The following is a 22,876-nucleotide window of genomic DNA, read 5'->3' as shown; positions in this document are numbered from 1 at the left end:
CGTATCCACAGATGAGGTGGCGATCCGGCTGCGCCCGGCTCTGCCGGGGCTGGCGATCGCCACGAGCGGTAACCTGGACTTTTCGAGCGGCGTGAATATCGGGGAAGGACCTGGCCGGCACGGCCGATGATTGATGAACCGGAAAAACGTTATCCGCACCATCACGGCGATTGCCGTCGTGGTGCTGCTCGGTTGGTCGTTCTTCTACTTCAGCGACGACACCCGCGGCTATAAGCCCGTCGACACGTCGGTGGCGGTGGCGCAGATCAACGGCGACAACGTCAAGAGCGCGCAGATCGACGATCGCGAGCAGCAGCTGCGGTTGACCCTGAAGAAGGGCAACGGCGACACCGACAACTCCGACAAGGTCATCACCAAATACCCGAGCGGGTACGCGGTCGACCTGTTCAACGCGCTGAGCGCGAAGAACGCGAAGGTCAGCACGGTCGTCAACCAGGGCAGCATTCTGGGCGAGCTGCTGGTGTACGTCCTTCCGCTGCTGTTGCTGGTGGGCCTGTTCGTGATGTTCTCCCGCATGCAGGGTGGCGCCCGAATGGGCTTCGGGTTCGGCAAATCACGCGCCAAGCTGCTCAACAAGGACATGCCCAAGACGACGTTCGCCGACGTTGCGGGCGTGGACGAGGCGGTCGAAGAGCTCTACGAGATCAAGGACTTCCTGCAGAACCCCGGCCGCTATCAGGCCCTGGGCGCCAAGATCCCCAAGGGGGTGCTGCTCTACGGCCCACCCGGAACCGGTAAGACGCTGCTGGCCCGCGCCGTGGCGGGGGAGGCCGGGGTCCCGTTCTTCACCATCTCCGGCTCCGACTTCGTCGAGATGTTCGTCGGTGTGGGCGCCTCCCGGGTGCGCGACCTGTTCGAGCAGGCCAAGCAGAACAACCCCTGCATCATCTTCGTCGACGAGATCGACGCGGTGGGCCGCCAGCGCGGCGCCGGCCTCGGCGGTGGGCACGACGAGCGCGAGCAAACGCTGAACCAGTTGCTGGTCGAGATGGACGGTTTCGACCCGCGCGCCGGCGTCATCCTGATCGCGGCCACCAACCGGCCCGACATCCTGGACCCCGCGCTGCTGCGGCCCGGCCGCTTCGACCGTCAGATCCCGGTGTCCAACCCGGACCTGGCGGGTCGCCGCGCGGTGCTGGCGGTGCATTCCAAGGGCAAGCCCATCGCCCCGGACGCCGACCTCAACGGGCTGGCCAAGCGCACCGTCGGCATGACCGGTGCCGACCTGGCCAACGTCATCAACGAGGCGGCGCTGCTGACCGCCCGGGAGAACGGCACCGTCATCACCACCGCCGCGCTCGAAGAGGCGGTGGACCGGGTGATCGGCGGGCCGCGCCGCAAGGGCCGGATCATCAGCGAGCAGGAAAAGAAGATCACCGCCTACCACGAGGGCGGCCACACCCTGGCGGCCTGGGCGATGCCGGACATCGAACCGATTTACAAGGTCACGATCCTCGCGCGGGGCCGTACCGGCGGGCACGCGGTGGCGGTGCCCGAGGAGGACAAGGGCCTGCGGACCCGCTCGGAGATGATCGCTCAGCTGGTATTCGCGATGGGCGGCCGCGCCGCCGAGGAACTGGTGTTCCGCGAGCCGACGACCGGCGCGGTGTCCGACATCGAGCAGGCCACCAAGGTGGCCCGCGCGATGGTCACCGAGTTCGGGATGAGCTCCAAGCTCGGCGCCGTGAAGTACGGCACCGAGCACGGGGACCCGTTTCTGGGCCGGACCATGGGCACCCAAGCCGACTACTCGCACGAGGTCGCCCGCGACATCGACGACGAGGTCCGCAAGCTGATCGAGGCGGCGCACACCGAGGCGTGGGAGATCCTCACCGAATATCGCGACGTCCTCGACACCCTGGCCGGCGAGCTGCTGGAGAAGGAGACCCTGCACCGCCCGGAGCTGGAAGGGATCTTCGCCGACGTGGAAAAGCGGCCCAGGCTCACCATGTTCGACGACTTCGGTGGCCGCATCCCGTCGGACAAGCCGCCGATCAAGACGCCCGGCGAGCTGGCGATGGAGCGCGGCGAGCCGTGGCCACCGCCCGTCCCCGAACCGGCATTCAAGGCGGCCATCGCGCGGGCCAGCCAGGCCGCGGCGGCTGCGGGAGCGGACGCCGACCGGAAGAACAACGGCGGCAACGGCTCTCAAGCGGCCGGCAATCGTCCAGGAGTGCCGCACGGACCCACCCAGCCGGACTACGGGGCTCCGGCGGGCTGGCACGCGCCGGGATGGCCCCCGCAGGACCCGCAGCCTAATTACTGGTATCCGCCGCCGCAGGCCCCGCAACAGCCCTACTGGCCGCAGCCCGCGGGGCACTCCCCCGGTTATCCGGGGCAGCCCCGCCATCAGGGCCACCAGGGTCCGCAGGGCCAGGTGCAGCCGCCCTACCCGCCGTATCCGCCCTATCCGCCGCCGAGCCTGCCGGACCCGGCCGGCGCGTCGCCCGACCAGCAGGACGACGACGTAAGCCGGTCCAACCCACCGGCGCACGGCTGACGAACGGAGGATCGATGGCCGTAACAGGTGTGGGGCCGGACACCGCCTCGCCCTCGGTTCGGGTGTTCGACCAGGCGCGTGCCGAGGCCGCGGTGCGGGAGCTGCTGCACGCAATCGGCGAGGACCCGGACCGGCACGGCCTGCGCGACACGCCGGCTCGCGTCGCCCGCGCCTACCGGGAAATCTTCGCCGGGCTCTACACGGACCCCGACAGCGTGCTGAACACCATGTTCGACGAGGATCACGACGAACTGGTGCTCGTGAAGGAAATCCCGCTGTACTCCACCTGCGAACACCATCTGGTGTCGTTTCACGGGGTGGCCCACGTCGGCTACATCCCGGGCAGCGACGGCAGGGTGACCGGGCTGTCCAAGATCGCGCGGTTGGTCGACCTCTACGCCAAGCGGCCGCAGGTGCAGGAACGGCTCACCAGCCAGGTAGCCGACGCCCTGATGAACAAACTCGACCCGCGCGGGGTGATCGTCGTGATCGAAGCCGAGCACCTGTGCATGGCCATGCGCGGCGTCCGCAAGCCCGGCGCGGTCACCACCACCTCGGCGGTGCGTGGACAGTTCAAGACCAACGCCGCTTCCCGAGCCGAGGCGCTCGACCTCATCCTGCGTAAGTGAGTCGCGCCCGTGCGGGTTATGGGAGTCCTGAACGTCACTGACGACTCGTTCTCCGATGGCGGCCGCTATCTCGATACCGGCAACGCGGTGGCGCATGGACTGGCGCTGGCCGCCGACGGCGCGGACATCGTCGACGTCGGTGGGGAGTCGACCCGGCCCGGTGCCACGCGGATCGATTCCCGGGTCGAGACGTCGCGAGTGATTCCCGTGGTCAAAGAGCTTGCGGCGGAAGGGATCACGGTAAGTATCGACACCATGCACGCGGATGTCGCGCAAGCGGCGCTGCAGAACGGCGCGCGCATCGTCAACGACGTGTCGGGCGGGCGCGCCGACCCGGCGATGGCGCCGCTGCTGGCCGACGCCGGCGTGCCCTGGGTGCTGATGCATTGGCGGTCGGTGTCGGCCGACCGCCCGCATGCGGCCCCGCACTACGACGACGTGGTCGCCGAAGTGCGCGCCGAGTTGCTGGCCAGCGTCGACGCCGCCGTCGCCGCGGGCGTCGACCCCGCCAAGCTGGTGATCGATCCGGGCCTCGGGTTCGCCAAGACGGCGCAACACAATTGGGCGCTGCTGCGCGCCCTGCCGCAGCTGGTGGCCACCGGAGTCCCGGTCCTCCTGGGCGCGTCGCGGAAACGGTTCCTCGGTACGTTGTTAGCCGGGCCGGACGGCTCGCCGCGTCCGCCCGACGGCCGCGAGACGGCGACCGCGGTGATATCCGCGCTGGCGGCGCTCTACGGGGCATGGGGCGTTCGGGTGCACGACGTGCGGGCCACGGCCGACGCCCTCAAGGTCGTGGGGGCCTGGGCGCAAACCGAAGCGGAGGAGACTGACCTGGCTGGAAACGATGGCTGATCGAATCGAATTGCGGGGGTTGACGATTCGTGGGCGACACGGAGTTTTCCAGCACGAGCGCGCCGACGGGCAAGAGTTCGTCGTCGACATGACCGTGTGGATCGATCTCGCCGGGGCCGCCGCCAGCGACGAGCTGTCCGACACCTACGACTATGCCGCCCTCGCCCAGCTGGCGGCCGACGTCGTGGCCGGGCCGCCGCGGAACCTGATCGAAGCGGTGGGCGGCGAGATCGCCGATCGGGTGATGCAAGACGAGCGAGTGCACGCCGTCGAGGTGGTGGTGCACAAGCCGCAGGCCCCGATCCCGCTGCAGTTCGACGACGTCGCCGTGGTGGTGCGGCGGTCGCGGCGCGGCGGCCGCGGTTCGGTCATCCCCGCGGAGCGGCGCTTATGACTTGGGTGGTGCTGTCCATCGGATCCAACCTGGGCGACCGCCTCGCGCGGCTGCAGTCGGTCGTCGACGGCCTGGGCGAGACGGTGCTCGCGGTGTCCCCGGTGTACGAGACCGACCCGTGGGGCCGGGTCGACCAGGCGCCGTTTCTCAACGCGGTTCTGATCGCGAACGACCCGGCCTGCGACGGGCAGGGCTGGCTGCGCCGGGCGCAGGAATTCGAGCGGGCGGCCGGCCGGGTGCGCGGCGAGCGCTGGGGCCCGCGCACGCTCGACGTCGACCTGATCGCGTGTTACGGCGAGGGGGAGGTGATCTCGCGCGAGAACAACCTGACGCTGCCGCACCCCCTGGCCCATTTGCGGGCGTTCGTCATGATCCCGTGGCTTGCCATCGACCCCGATGCCCAACTGACCGTCGCCGAGGGCCCGCGACCCGTCGCGAGCCTGCTCGCCGAACTGGACCCGGCCGACCGGGAAAGCGTCCGGTTGACCGGCCTGACGCTCGAGCGGTCGGGCGGGCCGCGGGCCGATCGGGAGCCGGAAGCCTGATGGGACCGACCAGGAAACGTGACCTGACGGCCGCGGTGGTCGGCGCTGCGGTGGTCGGCTATCTGCTGGTAACGGGCCTGTACCGGTGGTTTCCGCCCATCACGGTGTGGACGGGCCTGTCGCTGCTTGCGGTCGCCGTCGCCGAAGCGCTGTGGGCACGATACGTGCGGGCCAAGATCACCGAGGGCGAAATCGGCGTCGGGCCCGGCTGGCTGCATCCCTTGGCGGTGGCGCGCACCCTGGTGGTCGCGAAGGCGTCGGCCTGGGTGGGCGCGCTGATGCTGGGGTGGTGGGTCGGAGTGCTGGTGTACTTCCTGCCGCGGCGGTCCTGGCTGCGGGCGGCCGCCGAGGACACCAGTGGGACCGTGGTCGCCGCCGTCAGCGCGCTGGCGCTCGTCGCCGCCGCGCTGTGGCTGCAACATTGCTGCAAGTCCCCGCCGGATCAGACCGAGCACGGGGAGGGCGCGGAGAATTAGCCCACCCCCGACCGGCCGACAACCCGCGTGAGAATCGCCGAAGGAGGGCGACACGCGGATTGACCTCGCGCAGGTACAGTCAGGCCATGACCGTTCTGTCCCGCGGCGCCAGGGTCCGGCGCGGCGGCCGCAGGCCGGGGTGGGTGCTCTTGACCGCGTTGCTGGTCCTCGCCATGGGGGCCAGCTCCGCGCTGGTTTTCACCAATCGGGTGGAACTCCTCAAGCTCGCTGTAATCCTGGCGCTGTGGGCCGCAGTCGCCGGCGCCTTCGTGTCGGTGCTGTACCGCCGCCAGAGTGACGCGGATCAGTCCCGCGTCCGCGACCTGAAGCTGGTGTACGACCTGCAGCTGGATCGGGAAATCTCGGCCCGGCGCGAGTACGAGCTGACGGTGGAGTCCCAGCTGCGCCGAGAGCTCGCTTCCGAGCTACGCGCCCAAGCCGCCGACGACCTGGCCGAGCTGCGCGCGGAGCTGAGCGCGTTGCGCACCAGCCTGGAGATCCTGTTCGACACCGATCTCGCCCAGCGCCCGGCCCTGGAGACGCCGGAGACCGAGGCGCCGCCCGAACGCGCCTACAGCGAGTGGGACCGCAACGGGGAGACCCCGCGCGACGCGCCCTACGACTGGGTCGCCAGCGACCGGGTGACCTCGGTACCCCAGGACAACGCGACGGGCCGCCCCGACGAAACGGCGATCATCGATGTGCCCGAGGAGCCGCTGTTGCCGCCCCGGCAGCCGCGCCGGGAGCGGGTGCATTACCAGTACGAAGCGCCGCAGGAGCCGGCGCCGCAGGCCCAGCCCGAGCCGTCGTACAGCGCGGCGCCGCCGCAGCCGGAACCGCGATTCGAGCCGTTTCACCAACCGCCCCCACCACCAGCTCCGGAGCCGGAGCCCCAGCCGCAACCGCAGGGTTGGCAGCCGGTCGGTTCGTCCGGACTATGGCTGCCGCCCGGAACGCCGGGCAGCCAGTGGGCCGGCTCCGAGCCCGCCGGCGCACCGGCCGACGAGACATCCGGCCGGCGTCGGCGCGCCCGCCACTCCGAACCGGACGAGGCCTGGGCCGCCCCGTCCGTCGAGCGGGTGACCCCACCGCCGTACGGCCAGTCCGGTCGCCGCGCACGCTCGCGCCACTCCGCGGAGTACCGCGACTACGGTGCCCGCAACTTCGCGCCCACGAGCGAGCCCTCAAACGAGCGCCCGTTCGAGCCGCCGAACGAGCGCCCGTTCGCGCCGGCGCCCCCCGCTCCCGCCGCGGCCACGCCCCCGCCGCCGCCACCCCATTCACCGCCCCCGGCCGCCGAGGCCCCACCACCGCGGCTGGCCCCGCCGCCACCCCCGGAGCACACGCCCCGGCACGGCGGGGTGGACCCGCTGGCCGAGAGCGTGGACGACGCCGGCCGGGGCCTCGAGGGCTCCCAAACCGGCGGCCAGTCGGTTGCCGACCTGCTGGCGCGGCTGCAGGTCCAGCCGTCCGAGGGGGGCCGCCGTCGTCGACGCGACGGCTGAGCTGGGAGCTTCCTCACATTGGGCACCGCCGGGTAATCGACTACAGTTTTAGTGACCGAACGGTACCCACGGGGTGGGACCGGAACGAACGAAGAAATCTGTGAGGTCGTCTGCGATGGTGCAGTTCGACGGTTTGCGCCCGGCCAGGCTCAAGGTGGGAATCATCTCGGCCGGCCGGGTGGGCACCGCGCTCGGTGTCGCGCTGGAGCGCGCCGACCACGTGGTGGTGGCGTGCAGCGCCATCTCCCACGCCTCCCGCCAGCGGGCGCAGCGCTGGCTGCCCGATACCCCGGTGGTGCCGCCGCCGGACGTGGCCGCCGGCGCCGAGCTGCTGCTGCTGGCCGTCCCCGACAGCGAACTCGCCGGCCTGGTGTCCGGGCTGGCCGCGACGTCGTCGGTGCGGCCGGGCACGATCGTCGCCCACACCTCCGGCGCCAACGGCGTCGGCATTCTCGCGCCGTTGACCCGGGATGGCTGCATACCGCTCGCGATCCACCCGGCGATGACGTTCACCGGGTCCGATGAGGACATCAGCAGGCTGCCCGACACCTGCTTCGGCATCACCGCGGCCGACGATGTGGGGTATGCGATCGGACAATCGCTCGTCCTGGAGATGGGCGGCGAGCCGTTCTTCGTGCGCGAGGAAGCGCGGGTGCTCTACCACGCGGCCCTGGCGCACGCCGGCAACCACCTGGTGACGGTGCTCGCCGACGCGCTGGAGGCGTTGCGGGCCGCGCTGCGCGGCAGCGAACTGCTCGGGCAAGAATCCGTCGACGACCAACCGGGTGGGATCGCCGAACGCATCGTCGGGCCGCTGGCCCGGGCGGCGCTGGAGAACACCCTGCAACGCGGGCAGGCCGCGCTGACCGGCCCGGTCGCGCGCGGTGACGCGGCCGCGGTCGCCGGGCACCTGGCCGCGCTGAATCAGGTCGATCCCGAACTGGGGCAGGCGTACCGGGTGAACGCCCTGCGGACCGCCCGGCGCGCGCACGCTCCCGCCGACGTCGTCCGGGTGCTGGCGGGATGACACCGGGAAGGCCGCCCGCGTTCAAGGCCGGCGAACTCAACCTGTACTCGCGTCCGAGCGACGTCACCGACGTCTGTCGCGCGCTGCGTCACACCGGCCGCCGGGTGATGCTGGTCCCCACCATGGGCGCGCTGCACGACGGTCACCTGACCCTGGTCCGCGCCGCCAAGCGGGTGCCCGGCGCGGTGGTGGCGGTGTCGATCTTCGTCAACCCCCTCCAGTTCGGCGCCGGAGAAGACCTCGACGCCTACCCGCGGACCCTGGACGACGACCTGGCGCTGCTGCGCGGCGAAGGCGTCGAGATCGTGTTCGCGCCAACGGCGGCGGCGATGTATCCCGACGGCCTGCGCACCACCGTGCAGCCCGGCCCACTGGCCGCCGACCTCGAGGGTGGTCCGCGACCGACCCACTTCGCCGGCGTGCTGACCGTGGTCTGCAAGCTGCTGCAGATCGTTCGGCCCGACCGGGTGTTCTTCGGCGAGAAGGACTATCAGCAACTGGTGCTGATCCGGCAGATGGTCGCCGACCTGAACATCGACGTCGGGGTGGTCGGCGTGCCCACCGTCCGCGAAGCCGACGGGCTGGCCATGTCGTCACGCAACCGCTACCTCGATCCGGCGCAGCGCGAGGCCGCCGTGGCGGTGTCGGCGGCGCTGACCGCGGCGGCGCACGCCGCCGACGCCGGGCCGCGGGCGGCGCTGGACGCCGCGCGCGCGGTGCTCGAGGCGGTGCCCGAGCTCACGGTCGACTACCTCGAGCTGCGCGGTGCGGACCTGGGCCCGTTGCAGGACAACAGAACCGGCCGGTTGCTCGTCGCCGTCCGGCTCGGCCGCACCAGGCTGCTGGACAACATCGCCATTGAACTCGGAACAGAAACGACTTCGCCGGCACCCGTCGGGCCGGACGGATATCGGCACACCCGTGAATCATCTTGGAGGAATTGATGCTACGGACGATGCTCAAGTCGAAGATCCACCGCGCCACCGTCACGCAGGCTGACCTGCACTACGTGGGCTCGGTGACCATCGACGCCGACCTGATGGACGCTGCGGACCTGCTCGAGGGCGAGCAGGTGACCATCGTCGACATCGACAACGGCGCCCGCCTGGTCACCTACGCGATCACCGGGGAGCGCGGCAGCGGCGTGATCGGAATCAACGGAGCGGCAGCCCATCTCGTGCACCCGGGCGATCTGGTGATCCTGATCGCGTACGGGACCATGGAAGACGCCGAGGCGCGGTCCTACCGGCCGCGGATCGTGTTCGTCGACACCGACAACAAGCCGATCGACCTGGGTGACGATCCGGCCTTCGTCCCCGCCGACGCCGCCGAGCTGTTGGATCCCCGAATCGTCGCGCGGTAACCGTGCTGCTCGCCATCGACGTTCGTAACACCCACACCGTCGTGGGGCTGATCTCCGGGTCCAAGGAGCACGCAAAGGTCGTGCAGCACTGGCGGATCCGGACCGAGTCCGAAGCCACCGCCGACGAGCTGGCCCTGACCATCGACGGCCTGATCGGCGAGGACTCCGAGCGGCTCACCGGCGCCGCCGCGCTGTCCACCGTCCCGTCGGTGCTGCACGAGGTGCGGATCATGCTCGACCAGTACTGGCCGGCGGTGCCGCACGTGCTGATCGAGCCCGGTGTGCGCACCGGCATCCCGCTGCTGGTCGACAATCCGAAGGAAGTCGGTGCCGACCGGATCGTCAACTGCCTGGCCGCATTTCACCGCTTCCAAAGCGCCGCCATCGTCATCGACTTCGGCTCCTCGATCTGCGTGGACGTCGTGTCGGCCAAGGGTGAATTCCTTGGCGGCGCGATCGCGCCGGGCGTGCAGGTCTCCTCGGACGCCGCCGCGGCCCGCTCCGCCGCGCTGCGCCGCGTGGAACTGTCCCGCCCCCGCTCGGTGGTGGGCAAGAACACCGTCGAATGCATGCAGTCCGGCGCGGTGTTCGGCTTCGCCGGGCTGGTCGACGGCCTGGTCGGACGCATCCGCGAGGACGTGGAGGGCTTTGCCGGTGACGACGTGGCGGTCGTCGCGACGGGCCACACGGCACCGCTGCTGCTGCCCGAGCTGCACACGGCCAGCCAGTACGACCAGCATTTGACCCTGCAGGGACTTCGGCTGGTCTTCGAACGCAACCGCGACGCTCAGCGCGGTCGGCTCAAGACCGCGCGCTGAACCGGCGTCCCCGCACGCGCGAAGCCGGGTCATTTAAGCTGGCACGTCGTGAGTGACGCCAGTGAGGATGCAGCAGCAGACCTGCCCGAGCAGTTCCGCATCCGCCGGGACAAGCGCGCTCGCTTGCTGGCGGAGGGCCGCGAACCCTATCCGGTCGCCATCGAACGCACCCACACCCTGGCGCAGGTCCGCGCCGAGCATCCCGACCTGCCGGTCGACACCGCAACCGACGACGTCGTCGGCATCGCCGGCCGGGTCATATTCGCCCGCAACTCCGGGAAACTGTGCTTCGCCACCCTGCAGGAGGGCGACGGCACCACCCTGCAGGTGATGATCAGCCTGGACAAGGTGGGCCGCGAGTCGCTGGACGCGTGGAAGGCCGACGTCGACCTCGGCGACATCGTCTACGTGCACGGCAACGTGATCAGCTCACGCCGCGGCGAATTGTCCGTCCTCGCCGATTCCTGGCAGATGGCGGCCAAGTCGCTGCGACCGCTGCCGGTGGCCCACAAGGAGATGAGCGAAGAGGCGCGCGTGCGGCAGCGCTACGTCGACCTCATCGTCCGTCCCCAGGCCCGCACGGTGGCGCGGCAGCGAATCGCCGTGGTCCGCGCGATCCGCAACGCGCTCGAGCGGCGCGGGTTTTCCGAAGTCGAAACGCCGATCTTGCAGACGCTCGCGGGCGGTGCGGCGGCACGACCGTTCGTCACGCATTCCAATGCGCTCGACATCGATCTGTACCTGCGGATCGCCCCGGAACTGTTCCTCAAGCGCTGCGTGGTCGGCGGTTTCGACAAGGTCTTCGAAGTAAATCGAGTGTTCCGAAACGAGGGCGCGGATTCCACTCATTCTCCGGAATTCTCCATGCTGGAGACCTACCAGGCGTACGGAACCTATGACGATTCGGCAGTCGTCACGCGCGAGCTTATTCAAGAGGTCGCCGATGAGGCGATCGGAACCCGACAACTGCCGCTGCCCGACGGGAGTGTCTACGACATAGACGGAGAATGGGCGTCGATTCAAATGTACCCGTCACTGTCGGCGGCGCTCGGTGAAGAGATCACACCGCAGACCCCGGCCGAGCGCCTGTGGGCCATCGCGGACCGGCTCGGGGTCGAGATCCCCCGCGATCGCGGCTACGGGCACGGAAAGCTGGTCGAGGAACTCTGGGAGCACACGGTGGGCAACGCGCTGACCGCGCCCACCTTTGTCCGGGACTTTCCGGTTGAGACAACGCCTTTGACACGTCAGCACCGCAGCATCCCCGGCGTGACCGAGAAGTGGGACCTCTACATCCGCGGGGTCGAACTGGCCACCGGGTACTCCGAATTGAACGACCCCGTCGTGCAGCGGGAGAGATTCGCCGCGCAAGCCCGCGCCGCCGCGGCCGGCGACGACGAGGCCATGGTGCTCGACGAAGACTTTCTCGCCGCGCTCGAGTATGCGATGCCGCCGTGCACCGGAACGGGAATGGGTATCGATCGGTTGTTGATGACTTTGACTGGACTGTCAATTCGGGAGACAGTTTTGTTCCCGATTGTTCGGCCGCACTCCAGTTGAAAAGTGCAACTGTGCGCCTTGCGGCCGGATTGAGTATGCTGCGTTGTTATGGCAGATTGGTGACCCGGGGAGGCACACCCAATCTGCTCAGCAACTGCTCAGGACGAAATGCGAGGATAAGCTAATGGCGAAAAAAGTGACCGTCACCCTGGTCGATGATTTCGACGGTGCCGGCGCAGCCGACGAAACGGTCGAATTCGGGCTTGACGGGGTGACGTATGAGATTGACCTTTCGTCCAAGAATGCCGCGAAACTTCGCAACGACCTGAAGCAGTGGGTGGAAGCCGGTCGCCGGGTCGGCGGACGGCGGCGTGGGCGTTCCGGCTCCGGCCGCGGCCGCGGCGCGATCGACCGCGAGCAGAGCGCGGCGATTCGCGAATGGGCGCGCCGCAACGGCCACAACGTGTCGACGCGTGGCCGTATCCCCGCCGACGTCATCGACGCGTTCCACGCGGCAACCTGACAAACCTGGAAACCGGCGCCCGGGCCGCAACGGCCTGGCGCCGGTTTGTCGTTTCGCTGGCGGCGAAAGCCTCGTTCGTGGATAAGGGAAACGAAATGGCGCCCGGCCACGTTGGTCGAGTTACGGCGCTGTGATCACAGGGAGATCGCCCGGAACGGGCCCGCGGGTCTTCAACAGCAAGGAACCGCAAGGTTATGCCCCCTGGCAGGCCGACCATTACAGTGGATGGCAGGTATGCGATTCCGGTCCCAACTGGGGCCGGTGGGCCGCTCAGGGGCCAGTACCGATGGTGAGGGAGAGCAGGTAACCACCGATGTTTGAACGATTTACCGACCGTGCCCGCAGGGTCGTCGTCCTGGCGCAAGAAGAGGCCCGGATGCTCAACCACAACTACATCGGCACCGAGCACATCCTGTTGGGTCTGATCCACGAGGGCGAGGGCGTCGCGGCGAAGTCGCTGGAGTCGCTGGGCATCTCGCTGGAGGGCGTTCGCAGCCAGGTCGAGGAGATCATCGGCCAGGGCCAGCAGGCGCCGTCGGGCCACATCCCGTTCACGCCGCGCGCCAAGAAGGTTCTCGAACTGAGCCTGCGTGAGGCGCTGCAGCTGGGCCACAACTACATCGGCACCGAGCACATCCTGCTCGGTCTCATCCGCGAGGGTGAGGGCGTGGCGGCGCAGGTGCTGGTCAAGCTGGGCGCCGAGCTGACCCGGGTGCGCCAGCAGGTCATCCAGCTGCTCTCCGGCTACCAGGGCAAGGAGGCCGCGGAGGCCGGCACCGGTGGCCGCGGCGGCGAATCGGGCAGCCCGTCAACCTCGTTGGTGCTCGACCAGTTCGGGCGCAACCTGACGGCCGCCGCGATGGAGGGCAAGCTCGATCCGGTCATCGGCCGTGAGAAGGAAATCGAGCGCGTCATGCAGGTGCTCTCCCGGCGCACCAAGAACAACCCGGTGCTGATCGGTGAGCCCGGCGTCGGCAAGACCGCCGTCGTCGAGGGCCTCGCGCAGGCCATCGTGCACGGCCAGGTGCCGGAGACGCTGAAGGACAAGCAGCTCTACACGCTTGACCTCGGCTCGCTGGTCGCCGGTTCGCGCTACCGCGGTGACTTCGAGGAGCGCCTGAAGAAGGTGCTCAAGGAGATCAACACCCGCGGCGACATCATCCTGTTCATCGACGAGCTGCACACGCTCGTGGGTGCCGGTGCGGCCGAGGGCGCGATCGACGCCGCGTCGATCCTCAAGCCCAAGCTGGCCCGCGGCGAGCTGCAGACGATCGGCGCGACCACGCTCGACGAGTACCGCAAGTACATCGAGAAGGACGCCGCCCTGGAGCGCCGCTTCCAGCCGGTGCAGGTGGGCGAGCCGACGGTGGAACACACCATCGAGATCCTCAAGGGGCTGCGGGACCGCTACGAGGCGCACCACCGGGTGTCGATCTCCGATGCGGCGCTGGTGGCCGCCGCCACCCTGGCCGACCGCTACATCAACGACCGGTTCCTGCCGGACAAGGCGATCGACCTGATCGACGAGGCGGGCGCCCGGATGCGGATCCGCCGGATGACCGCTCCGCCAGACCTGCGGGAGTTCGACGAGAAGATCGCCGACGCGCGGCGGGAGAAGGAGTCCGCGATCGACGCGCAGGACTTCGAGAAGGCCGCCAGCCTGCGCGACCGGGAGAAGCAGCTGGTCGCCCAGCGCGCCGAGCGCGAAAAGCAATGGCGCTCAGGAGATCTCGACGTGGTCGCCGAGGTCGACGACGAGCAGATCGCCGAGGTGTTGGGCAACTGGACCGGTATCCCCGTGTTCAAGCTGACCGAGGCCGAGACCACGCGCTTGCTGCGCATGGAGGACGAGCTGCACAAGCGGATCATCGGCCAGGAGGACGCCGTCAAGGCCGTCTCCAAGGCGATCCGCCGCACCCGCGCCGGGTTGAAGGACCCCAAGCGCCCGTCGGGTTCGTTCATCTTCGCCGGCCCGTCCGGTGTCGGTAAGACGGAGCTCTCCAAGGCGCTGGCCAACTTCCTGTTCGGCGACGACGACGCGCTCATCCAGATCGACATGGGCGAGTTCCACGACCGGTTCACCGCGTCGCGGCTGTTCGGCGCCCCGCCCGGATACGTCGGCTACGAAGAGGGTGGCCAGCTCACCGAGAAGGTGCGGCGCAAGCCGTTCTCGGTGGTGCTGTTCGACGAGATCGAGAAGGCCCACCAGGAGATCTACAACAGCCTGTTGCAGGTCCTCGAGGACGGCCGGCTCACCGACGGCCAGGGGCGCACGGTGGACTTCAAGAACACCGTGCTGATCTTCACCTCGAACCTCGGTACGTCGGACATCTCGAAGCCGGTCGGCCTGGGCTTCACCCAGGGTGGCGGTGAGAACAACTACGAGCGGATGAAGCAGAAGGTCAACGACGAGCTGAAGAAGCACTTCCGCCCGGAGTTCCTCAACCGCATCGACGACATCATCGTCTTCCACCAGCTGACGCGCGACGAGATCATCCGGATGGTCGACCTGATGATCGAGCGCGTCGGCAAGCAGCTCAAGGCCAAGGACATGGCCATGGAGCTGACCGACAAGGCCAAGGCCTTGCTGGCCAAGCGTGGCTTCGACCCGGTGCTGGGTGCCCGCCCGCTGCGGCGCACCATCCAGCGCGAGATCGAGGACCAGCTGTCCGAGAAGATCCTCTTCGAGGAGGTCGGACCGGGACAGATCGTCACGGTCGACGTGGACAACTGGGACGGCGAGAGCGCCGGCGAGGACGCGGTGTTCACCTTCACGGGGGCCCGCAAGCCGCCGGCCGAGCCGGACCTGGCGAAGGCCGGGGCGCACGCGGCCCCAGAAACGCCGTAGCGGATAGCGGAAACGGGCGGTTGGTCCTCACGGGACCGACCGCCCGTTTTCCGTCTGTGTGGGTGCCGCGTTTGCGCCGGGGTTTACACTGACGGTTGCTATCGACGAGTCACGGAATCTGGTGAAACTCCAGAACGGTCGCGCCACTGTGCAAAGTCAGACCCGAAACTCGTCATCCCCAGCGGGGACGCGCAATCCCCGGAAGGAGTCGGCTGTGTCCAATCGTCAGCTCATCGTCGCCCGGACCAAATCGGTTGACCTGTCGGCGGCACACGCCGCGGTCTGGTTGGCGGCGACCACGTTCCTGGCGCTGTTGGCGCTCTATTTCGTCGGCATCGACCAGGGCGCCGTGTCGCTGTTCGGCAGCGATTCGCACGTGCACGAGTTCGTGCACGACGCGCGCCATCTGCTCGGCTTCCCCTGCCACTGATCGCGTGGAGAAGCGTCTGATCGGACGCGGCCTGCTGGCCGGTGCAATCGGCGCGGTGCTGGCGTTCGTGGTCGCCCGCCTGTGCGCCGAGCCGGTGATCGGTCGCGCGATCGCTTTCGAGGACGGACGAGCCGACGCCGAGAACGCCCATGGCGTGCACGAGCACGGCGCCGAGTTGTTCAGCCGCGGGGTGCAGTCCACTGCGGGGTTGGGCTTCGGTGTGCTCATCTTCGGCGTCGCGATGGGCGCATTGTTCGCGGTGCTGTTCTGTGTCGTCGCCTCCCGCGTGACAAGCGTTGGGGTGCGGGAACTTTCGCTGCTGCTCGCGGGGGGCGCATTCGTCGCGGTGTACCTGGTGCCGTTCGTGAAGTATCCGCCGAATCCGCCGGCGGTGGGTCAGGCGGACACCATCGGCGCGCGCACCGGCTGGTATCTGGTGATGGTGCTGGCGTCGGTGGTGCTGGCCGTCGCCGCGGTGTGGCTGGCGCGGTTGCTGACGGTCCGGTTCGGCGCGTGGAGCGGGCGGCTGCTCGCGGTGGGCGCATACGTCGCCGCTGTTGCCGTGGTGATGGTGCTGCTGCCGGGTGTGGACGAGACGCCCGAACCGCTGCGCGACGCATCGGGGGCGATCAGCTATCCGGGCTTTCCCGCCGACGTCCTCTACGACTTCAGGGTGCTGGCCCTGGCGGCGCAGCTGGTGTTGTGGGTGACCATCGGCGTGGTGTTCGCGACGCTCGCCGGGCGCCTGCTCGGGGAGCGCGCCGAGGACGGACGGGCATCGAGCATCGCGGCGTGACGCGGGTCGTCCGGCTGACCCTGGTATCGCACGCGATGACCGACGCCATGGCGGCCGCGCGTGTCCCGGGCGACGAGCCCCTCAACGACATGGGCCGCCGGCAGGCCGAAGCCGCCGGCGGCGAAACATGCCTCGGCACAAAGCATTTCATGGCACCTGAACGGCGGGCCCGGCAGACGGCGGAGTTACTCGGAATGGCGGCCACGGCCGACCCGCTGCTGGCGGACCTGAATTGCGGCCGCTGGCAAGGGAAAAGGCTGCAGGACGTGCCCCCCGGCGACCTGACGATCTGGCTGACCGATCCCACCCGCGCCCCGCACGGCGGCGAGTCCATCACCGACTTGATCCAGCGGGTGGCTCGCTGGCTGGATTCGCTGGCCGGCAGCGCCTTGCCGGCGGCGGCGGTGGCTCACCCCGCGGTGATCCGGGCCGCCATCGTGCATGGCCTCGGATTGCCCCCGAAATCGTTCTGGCGCATCGACGTCGCGCCCATGAGTCGCACCGGACTGCACTTCCGCAGCGGCCGCTGGACGCTGCGCCTCTGACTGCGACCGGGTCGGCTATTTTCCGCCGGCGTCGTCGACGATGCGGATGCCGGTGATGAATTCCGGCTGGATCGCGATCATGGTGTCCATCGTCATGCTGACCCACGGGTGTAAGAGCTGTTCGTAGCGCGCGAGTTGCTGTGGGTCGGTGATCGTGGTTGCCCACCCGGTCACCGCGACGGTCCAGCCGGCCCGCCGCTCGGGATCGAGGCGGTCGACCTCATAGGCCACCACCACACCGGCGTCGGCGCCCGACCGCACCACGGTGGACAGATTGGCTGCCAGGCGGGTCCGCACGATGATCCGCCCGTCGTCAACGAGATGGTTCACCAGCCGGATCGCGGGCAGTGCCCGGTCGTTGAACACCACCCGACCATGGTCGACGCTGGCCAGCAACCGCATCGCTTCGCGGTCATCGATTTGGATCACCTCGCGGGGCGGCGTCAGCGCTGTCATTCGGCAGTCCCCGCTCGTTGCGCGCCACCACCTGCGTGATCGGTGCGGTCGAGGACGTCATGAGGCACAGCCACTTTCAATTGCCGCCGACCACGGCCCATCTGCGCATACAAAACCGTGCTACCTCTCTTCGTCCGGACCCCGACTCTGGCAAGTTATGCAGTCTCGTCTGGCGACGTAGCCGTCGGGAAGGGCCAAAAGTCCCGCGTGGAATGTGGTGTGCGTCACTCGGGCCCGACCTGCCCGCGTCGCGGTAACCGCTAGCGCGGAGCGATGAGCGCGAAGGCCTGCTTGGCGACCTGCAGCATCCAGCCCGTCACGGTCGGGCCGTGGTCGCGCGGCCAGTTGAGCTGGAAGCTGACCACGTACGGTTGCCGGGTCTTGTCGACGGCGTACCAGCTGAAGGTCAGATCACCCGGCAGGCCGCCGGCCTTGGCGCCGATGTAGGGCCAGACTTCGCGGTCCAGCTGGATGCCCGACACCGCGGAGAGGATCTGTTCGACCGGTGCGGCCTTGCCGACGGCGTCGGCCTGCAGGGCCGCGTGGATCCGGCAGATGTCCTCGGCGTTGCCGTACCACTCCGCGCCATAGGACGATGCGGGGGTGTGGGCGCGGAGCGGATCCGGTTCGTAGGGCGTCGAATTCGCCTGCGCCAACAGTTGGGCGCGGACTTGCGGTGACCCGTGTTGCCACTGCTCGCGCAGGTCCGGCTTACCCCAGCCGACCGAGAACAGCTCGTACATCGTCGGGAACGGCGTCATGCTGGCCGGGTCGTGGTGGCCCGCGGTGGCCAGTGCTTTTTCGATGGCGTGGGTGCCCAGCTTTCCGATCAGCAGGTCGGTCGCCATGTTGTCGCTCGTCGCGATCATCTTCTCGGCGGCGGTGCGAACCGAGACATGGGCTCCGGCAGGCAATGCCAAACCGGACGAGCCGACCGCCCGGCTCTTGTCGGTGACGGTCAGCTGATCGTCCCAGGAGACCGTCCCGTCCCGGATGGCGCCGGCCAGCGCATGCAGGACGTACAACTTGAAAATCGATGCCAGCGGCAAGGATTCACCGGTGTTGGTGCCCGCGATCGGGTCGCAGTGGCCGTTGTCGACTTTGGCGACCTGGTAGGAGTAGCGGGCGCCGGTCTTGCTCAACACCGCATCGATGTCGTGCCACGAGTTGATCTTCGGCGCCTGCGTCTCGAGGTCGAACCGGTCGACCCGCCCGCCGTCGTCGGTGTGGATGCGGATGTCTTGTCGCGCACCGTAGGACGACGTCAGGTGCAAGGTGGCCACGCTGGCACCCAGATCCACGCCGTCGAGGGTGAACGGACGGTCCCACCAGAGTGCCTCCATGGTGGTTTCCACCGGTTTGACCATGTCCGGCGCGGCCAGCGTGCCGACTCCGACCGGGCCGATCGGCCAGTCCGAGTTGAGCATGTCCAGCGTCTGCTGGGCACGGATGCCCGGCGGCGTGCGGACGTCGATCTGGCGGCCGGGATTGGCCGCGTTCGCCTGCGGTGAGGGGGAAGAAGCGCAACCGGGCGCGAACGTGACGACCAGTGCGGCGGCGGCGCTCAACGCCACCGCGCGGCGCCGGGCCGGGACCCCGCTAGCCAGCCTGCTTGCTGCCGGCAACGTCCATCACAACCTCGAATTCCAGCAGCGAGGCCCCGGTCGCCACCGGGTTCGCCCGCTCACCGGCGTGGGCCGCGATGGCAGGCCCCTGCGCCCACGCCTGAAAAGCCTCTTCGGACTCCCACTGCGTCACCACGAAGTAGCGGTTCTCGCCCTTGATCGGGCGGAGCAGCTGAAACCCGAGGAAGCCGGGCTGATTGTCGACCGCGTGCGCCCGGTGTGCGAACCGCTTCTCCAGTTCCGGGCCGGCGTCGGCGGGCACTTCGATTGCGTTGATCTTCACCACTGACGGCATGCGGCTAGGCTACCCCTTCGCCCGGCCTGTCCGACTGCAGGGCGGGGCACGCAGGATGGTGACATGCCCAGTGATCTGCTGACTTGCCGCGGGGGGCAAGGCGAGCCGTTGGTGCTGGTGCACGGCCTGATGGGGCGGGGCACCACGTGGTCGCGGCAGCTGCCATGGCTGACTCGGCTGGGCGCCGTGTACACCTTCGACGCCTTGTGGCATCGCGGCCGCGACGTCGACGACCCGCACCCGATCAGCACCGAACGGTTCGTGTCCGACCTCGCCGATGCGGTGCGCACGCTTGGGGGGCCGGTCACGCTCGTCGGCCATTCGATGGGCGCCCTGCACGCGTGGTGTCTGGCCGCGCAGCATCCCGAACTGGTGTCCGCGCTGGTGCTCGAGGACATGGCCCCGGACTTTCGCGGCCGCACCACCGGTCCCTGGGAGCCGTGGCTGCACGCCCTTCCGCTCGAGTTCGACTCTGCCGAACGGGTCATCGAGGAGTTCGGGCCGGTCGCGGGGCGGTATTTCCTGGAGGCCTTCGACCGGACCGCCACCGGTTGGCGCCTGCACGGTCACACCGCGCGGTGGATCGAGATCGCCGCCGAATGGGGCACCCGCGACTTCTGGGAGCAGTGGCGGGCCGTGCGCGCCCCGGCGCTGCTCATCGAGGCCGGCAACTCGGTCACACCGCCGGGCCAGATGCGAGAAATGGCCGAAATGAATCCCGCCGCAACGTATTTGCGGGTTCCGGATGCGGGTCATCTGATTCACGACGAGGCGCCGCGGGCCTACCGCGAGGCGGTCGAATCCTTCTTGGCGGCGCTGCCCGCGCGCGACTGAGCGCCCGGACGACGCACGCTCCGATGTGGACGGCGCAGCAACATATGATAAATTCTTCAATCGTTCACATGTAGGAAGTTTGTAGTCTTGAGGAGCCGGATCGTGACCGAGCCGCTGTACAAGCTCAAAGCGGACTTCTTCAAGACGCTGGGCCATCCCGCGCGGATCAGGATCCTGGAGCTGCTGGTGTCGGGCGACAAGTCGGTCGCCGAGTTGCTGCCGGAGGTCGGGCTCGAAGCGTCGAATCTGTCGCAGCAGCTCGGCGTCATGCGCCGAGCCGGTGTGGTGGACGCGCTGCGGGACGGCAACACGATGATCTACTCGATCGCCTCGCCGGACATCGCCGAACTGCTGATGGTGGCGCGCAAGGTCCTCACCGGGGTGCTCAACGACCGCGTGGCGATGCTGGAGGGCCTGCGCGCCGGCGGGGCGGAGTAGCGCGCATGGGCTGGATGAGCAAAGCCTTCAGGGTCGGCCGGATCGCCGAGCCCGCACCACCCGCCCCGGATCCGATGGCCAAACCGCCTGCGGGAGTGCGCGGTTCGCTTCAGATCCGGCACGTCGACGCGGGGTCGTGCAATGGGTGTGAGGTGGAGATCGCGGGCGCGTTCGGGCCGGTCTATGACGCCGAGCGGTTCGGTGCGCGCTTGGTGGCCTCGCCGCGCCATGCGGACGCGCTGCTGGTGACCGGTGTCGTGACGCACAACATGGCCGGCCCGTTGCGCGCCACCATGGAGGCCACCCCGCTGCCGCGGAGGGTGATCGCCTGCGGGGACTGCGCCATCAACGGAGGCGTCTTCGCCGGCGCCTATGGCGTGGCGGGCGCGGTCGGCGACCTGGTGCCCGTGGATGTGGAGATCCCGGGATGCCCGCCGGAGCCGCCCCAGATCGTCGCGGCTCTGCGGTCGGTGGCCGGCAAGTGACCGCGGTGTTGGTCACCCACGCGGTACCCGCACCAAACCTGATGCGCCGCAACGGCTCCGCAGCCGTAGCGGGCACGCTGACCTCGGTGCTGGGCGCTAGCGGGTTATGCGCAGGCGCGGTGGGGATGTTCGGTCACGTGCGCGCGGTGAACATCGGATGGCTGCTTCCGCTGGCCGGCGTCCAGCTGGGTCTCGATCCGCTGGGCGGCTTCTTCATGGCGCTCACGGGGGCGGTCGCGATCGTGGTGGGGCTGTACACGATCGGATATGCCCGGCGCGAGCAGCTGGGGCCCGTGCCGCTCGCGGTGTTGCCGGCGTTTGTCGCGGCGATGCTGCTGGTGCCGGCGGCTGTGTCGGTCACCACCTTCCTGCTGGTGTGGGAGTTGATGGCGGTCGCGTCGTTGGTGTTGGTGCTGGCCCACCACACCGAGCCGGCGGTTCGCTCCGCCGCGTTGGTGTACGCGGTGATGACCCAGTTGGGTTTCGTGGCAATCTTGGTCGGCTTGATGGTGTTGTCTTCGGCCGGCGGAGCGGACCGGTTCGCCGACTTGCACCGGATACCGCCCGGCGCGTGCACCGCGGTGTTCCTGTTGACCCTGGCGGGATTCGGTTCGAAGGCCGGCCTGGTACCGCTGCACGCGTGGTTGCCACGCGCGCACCCCGAGGCGCCCAGCCCCGTGTCGGCGCTGATGAGCGCGGCGATGGTCAACCTCGGAATCTACGGCATTTGCCGCGTCGACCTGCAGCTGCTGGGCCCGGGCCCGCGGTGGTGGGGGCTCACCATGATGGTCGTCGGCGGGTTGTCGGCGCTCTACGGCGTGGTGCAGGCGTCGGTGGCCACGGATCTCAAACGGCTACTGGCCTATTCGACAACCGAGAACCTCGGGCTGATCACGCTGGCGCTGGGCGCCGCCACGCTGTTCGCGGCGGCCGGCGCCCACGGCCCGGCGACGATCGCCGCGGCCGCCGCCATGCTGCACCTCGTCGCCCACGCGGGATTCAAGAGCCTCGGATTCCTCGCCGCGGGATCGGTGCTGGCCTCGACCGGGCTGCGTGACCTGGACCGGCTGGGCGGCCTGGCCCGCCGGATGCCGGCGACGACCGTCCTGTTCGGGGTGGCCGCTCTCGGAGCGTCCGGGTTGCCGCTCGGGGCCGGCTTCGTCAGCGAGTGGCTGCTCGTGCAGTCGCTGATCCACACGGCCCGAGAGCATTCCGCCGTCCTGGCGCTGACCACGCCGCTGGCGGTCGGCGCGGTCGCGCTCACCACCGGCCTGGGCGTGGCGGCAATGGTCAAGGCGTTCGGGATCGGGTTCTTGGCCCGGCCCCGCTCCGAGCGGGCCGCCGGGGCTCGGGAGGCGTCCGGCACGATGCTGGCCGGCATGGCGATCGCGGCGGCCGCCTGCCTGCTGCTGGCCGTGGCGCCCGCGGCCGTCGCACCCGCGCTGCGCAGGGCGATCGCCGCGCTACCGGCTGGCGCGGCAGTGCAATTCACCGATTTCGGCGGCGTGGTGCGCCTTCCCGGCCTGCCCGGCTCGATCGCACCCGGCGCGATCGCCGCCGGCGTCGTGATGGCCGCGCTGGCCGCGGTGATGCTGGCGCGCTGGCGTTCCAGGCGGCGTCCGGCGCCCGCGACATTGCCGTTATGGGCCTGCGGCGCCGACGATCTCACCCCACGGATGCAATACACGGCCACGTCATTCGCCGAGCCGCTGCAACGAATCTTCGACGACGTACTGCGTCCCGACACCGACATCGAAGTCACTCACACCGTCGAATCACGCTACCTGGCCGACAAGATCACCTATCGCACCAGAATCGCCGACGCGATCGAGGAACGCTGCTACACGCCGGTGATCCGGGCGGTCACGGCCGCGGCCGGATTGATGCGGCGCGCCCACACCGGCAGCGTGCACCTGTATCTGGCCTACGGCGCGCTCGGTGTGCTGGTCATCCTGGTGGTCGCGCGATGAA

At 69.2% G+C, this 22,876-nt stretch carries 24 protein-coding genes; 21 read left to right on the top strand and 3 right to left on the bottom strand.

Translation table 11 applies throughout. The features are described 5' to 3' along the window. Nucleotides 1-133 precede the first annotated feature (133 nt). The 17 genes from ftsH (at nt 134) to G6N37_RS17400 (ending at nt 16,772) form a co-directional block, all read left to right on the top strand. On the top strand, nt 134-2,521 hold the full coding sequence (gene ftsH / locus G6N37_RS17480; protein ID WP_163682293.1) for an ATP-dependent zinc metalloprotease FtsH: 2,388 nt from the start codon (nt 134-136) through the stop codon (nt 2,519-2,521). 14 nt (nt 2,522-2,535) lie between these two features. Continuing rightward, nucleotides 2,536-3,150 (top strand): GTP cyclohydrolase I FolE, encoded by a 615-nt coding sequence (gene folE, locus G6N37_RS17475; protein WP_163682291.1) that lies wholly within the window; start codon nt 2,536-2,538, stop codon nt 3,148-3,150. Nucleotides 3,151-3,168: 18 nt separating this feature from the next. Continuing rightward, entirely contained in the window at nt 3,169-4,002 is an 834-nt protein-coding gene (gene folP, locus G6N37_RS17470) for a dihydropteroate synthase (RefSeq protein WP_163682289.1), read from the top strand. Continuing rightward, on the top strand, nt 3,995-4,396 hold the full coding sequence (gene folB, locus G6N37_RS17465; protein ID WP_163682287.1) for a dihydroneopterin aldolase: 402 nt from the start codon (nt 3,995-3,997) through the stop codon (nt 4,394-4,396). The genes folP and folB overlap by 8 nt, the downstream gene beginning before the upstream one ends. After that, complete coding sequence (gene folK / locus G6N37_RS17460; protein WP_163682286.1) at nt 4,393-4,941, top strand: 2-amino-4-hydroxy-6-hydroxymethyldihydropteridine diphosphokinase; 549 nt, start codon at nt 4,393-4,395, stop codon at nt 4,939-4,941. The genes folB and folK overlap by 4 nt, the downstream gene beginning before the upstream one ends. Further along, nucleotides 4,941-5,417 carry a DUF3180 domain-containing protein gene (locus G6N37_RS17455; RefSeq protein ID WP_163682283.1) on the top strand — a complete coding sequence of 159 codons (477 nt, stop codon included), beginning with the start codon at nt 4,941-4,943 and terminating at the stop codon, nt 5,415-5,417. The genes folK and G6N37_RS17455 overlap by 1 nt, the downstream gene beginning before the upstream one ends. Before the next feature lie 86 nt (nt 5,418-5,503). After that, nucleotides 5,504-6,922, top strand: a complete 1,419-nt coding sequence (locus G6N37_RS25990) for a DUF6779 domain-containing protein (RefSeq protein WP_179961854.1) — start codon at nt 5,504-5,506, stop codon at nt 6,920-6,922. A 115-nt stretch (nt 6,923-7,037) separates the two neighbouring features. Next, nucleotides 7,038-7,949 carry a Rossmann-like and DUF2520 domain-containing protein gene (locus tag G6N37_RS17445; protein ID WP_163685154.1) on the top strand — a complete coding sequence of 304 codons (912 nt, stop codon included), beginning with the start codon at nt 7,038-7,040 and terminating at the stop codon, nt 7,947-7,949. Then, nucleotides 7,946-8,893 carry a pantoate--beta-alanine ligase gene (gene panC / locus G6N37_RS17440; protein ID WP_163682281.1) on the top strand — a complete coding sequence of 316 codons (948 nt, stop codon included), beginning with the start codon at nt 7,946-7,948 and terminating at the stop codon, nt 8,891-8,893. The genes G6N37_RS17445 and panC overlap by 4 nt, the downstream gene beginning before the upstream one ends. Further along, nucleotides 8,893-9,312 carry an aspartate 1-decarboxylase gene (panD, locus tag G6N37_RS17435; RefSeq protein ID WP_163685152.1) on the top strand — a complete coding sequence of 140 codons (420 nt, stop codon included), beginning with the start codon at nt 8,893-8,895 and terminating at the stop codon, nt 9,310-9,312. The genes panC and panD overlap by 1 nt, the downstream gene beginning before the upstream one ends. 2 nt (nt 9,313-9,314) lie before the next feature. Further along, nucleotides 9,315-10,130, top strand: a complete 816-nt coding sequence (locus G6N37_RS17430) for a type III pantothenate kinase (protein ID WP_163682279.1) — start codon at nt 9,315-9,317, stop codon at nt 10,128-10,130. A 48-nt stretch (nt 10,131-10,178) separates the two neighbouring features. Further along, entirely contained in the window at nt 10,179-11,690 is a 1,512-nt protein-coding gene (lysS, locus tag G6N37_RS17425; protein WP_163682277.1) for a lysine--tRNA ligase, read from the top strand. A 124-nt stretch (nt 11,691-11,814) separates the two neighbouring features. Continuing rightward, complete coding sequence (lsr2, locus tag G6N37_RS17420; protein ID WP_003875617.1) at nt 11,815-12,153, top strand: histone-like nucleoid-structuring protein Lsr2; 339 nt, start codon at nt 11,815-11,817, stop codon at nt 12,151-12,153. 313 nt (nt 12,154-12,466) lie between these two features. Beyond that, on the top strand, nt 12,467-15,001 hold the full coding sequence (gene clpC1 / locus G6N37_RS17415; RefSeq protein ID WP_083174425.1) for an ATP-dependent protease ATP-binding subunit ClpC: 2,535 nt from the start codon (nt 12,467-12,469) through the stop codon (nt 14,999-15,001). A 214-nt stretch (nt 15,002-15,215) separates the two neighbouring features. Then, nucleotides 15,216-15,431 (top strand): CbtB domain-containing protein, encoded by a 216-nt coding sequence (locus G6N37_RS17410; protein ID WP_083174428.1) that lies wholly within the window; start codon nt 15,216-15,218, stop codon nt 15,429-15,431. A 4-nt stretch (nt 15,432-15,435) separates the two neighbouring features. After that, nucleotides 15,436-16,227 (top strand): CbtA family protein, encoded by a 792-nt coding sequence (locus G6N37_RS17405; RefSeq protein WP_163682275.1) that lies wholly within the window; start codon nt 15,436-15,438, stop codon nt 16,225-16,227. After that, nucleotides 16,224-16,772 (top strand): histidine phosphatase family protein, encoded by a 549-nt coding sequence (locus G6N37_RS17400; RefSeq protein WP_163682273.1) that lies wholly within the window; start codon nt 16,224-16,226, stop codon nt 16,770-16,772. Before G6N37_RS17405 ends, G6N37_RS17400 begins: the two co-directional genes overlap by 4 nt. Before the next feature lie 15 nt (nt 16,773-16,787). Here the strand turns inward: G6N37_RS17400 and G6N37_RS17395 are convergent, their stop codons facing one another. The 3 genes from G6N37_RS17395 to mhuD all read right to left on the bottom strand — a co-directional run bounded on the left by G6N37_RS17395 (nt 16,788) and on the right by mhuD (nt 19,148). Next, a complete protein-coding gene (locus tag G6N37_RS17395; RefSeq protein WP_163682271.1) occupies nt 16,788-17,228 on the bottom strand; it encodes a pyridoxamine 5'-phosphate oxidase family protein in 441 nt (146 codons plus the stop codon). Between the two features lie 260 nt (nt 17,229-17,488). Next, nucleotides 17,489-18,853, bottom strand: coding sequence for a serine hydrolase (locus tag G6N37_RS17390; protein WP_163682269.1), 1,365 nt, complete (start codon nt 18,851-18,853; stop codon nt 17,489-17,491). Continuing rightward, nucleotides 18,828-19,148: a mycobilin-forming heme oxygenase MhuD gene (mhuD, locus tag G6N37_RS17385; protein WP_163682267.1), complete on the bottom strand. Its 321-nt coding sequence runs from the start codon at nt 19,146-19,148 to the stop codon at nt 18,828-18,830. The genes G6N37_RS17390 and mhuD overlap by 26 nt, the downstream gene beginning before the upstream one ends. Before the next feature lie 63 nt (nt 19,149-19,211). Here mhuD and G6N37_RS17380 point away from each other — a divergent pair, with 63 nt between their 5' ends. The 4 genes from G6N37_RS17380 to G6N37_RS17365 all read left to right on the top strand — a co-directional run bounded on the left by G6N37_RS17380 (nt 19,212) and on the right by G6N37_RS17365 (nt 22,875). After that, nucleotides 19,212-19,982 (top strand): alpha/beta fold hydrolase, encoded by a 771-nt coding sequence (locus G6N37_RS17380; RefSeq protein WP_163682264.1) that lies wholly within the window; start codon nt 19,212-19,214, stop codon nt 19,980-19,982. 99 nt (nt 19,983-20,081) lie between these two features. Continuing rightward, complete coding sequence (locus G6N37_RS17375) at nt 20,082-20,420, top strand: ArsR/SmtB family transcription factor (protein WP_163685150.1); 339 nt, start codon at nt 20,082-20,084, stop codon at nt 20,418-20,420. A gap of 5 nt (nt 20,421-20,425) precedes the next feature. After that, entirely contained in the window at nt 20,426-20,905 is a 480-nt protein-coding gene (locus tag G6N37_RS17370; protein WP_163682262.1) for an NADH-quinone oxidoreductase subunit B family protein, read from the top strand. A 41-nt stretch (nt 20,906-20,946) separates the two neighbouring features. Next, nucleotides 20,947-22,875: a proton-conducting transporter transmembrane domain-containing protein gene (locus G6N37_RS17365; RefSeq protein WP_163685149.1), complete on the top strand. Its 1,929-nt coding sequence runs from the start codon at nt 20,947-20,949 to the stop codon at nt 22,873-22,875. Nucleotide 22,876 lies beyond the last annotated feature (1 nt).

It is taken from the genome of Mycobacterium seoulense (assembly GCF_010731595.1).
Lineage (GTDB): Bacteria > Actinomycetota > Actinomycetes > Mycobacteriales > Mycobacteriaceae > Mycobacterium > Mycobacterium seoulense.
The sequence above is the reverse complement of the archived record's forward strand: the minus strand, read 5'-3'. Positions and strand labels throughout refer to the sequence as shown.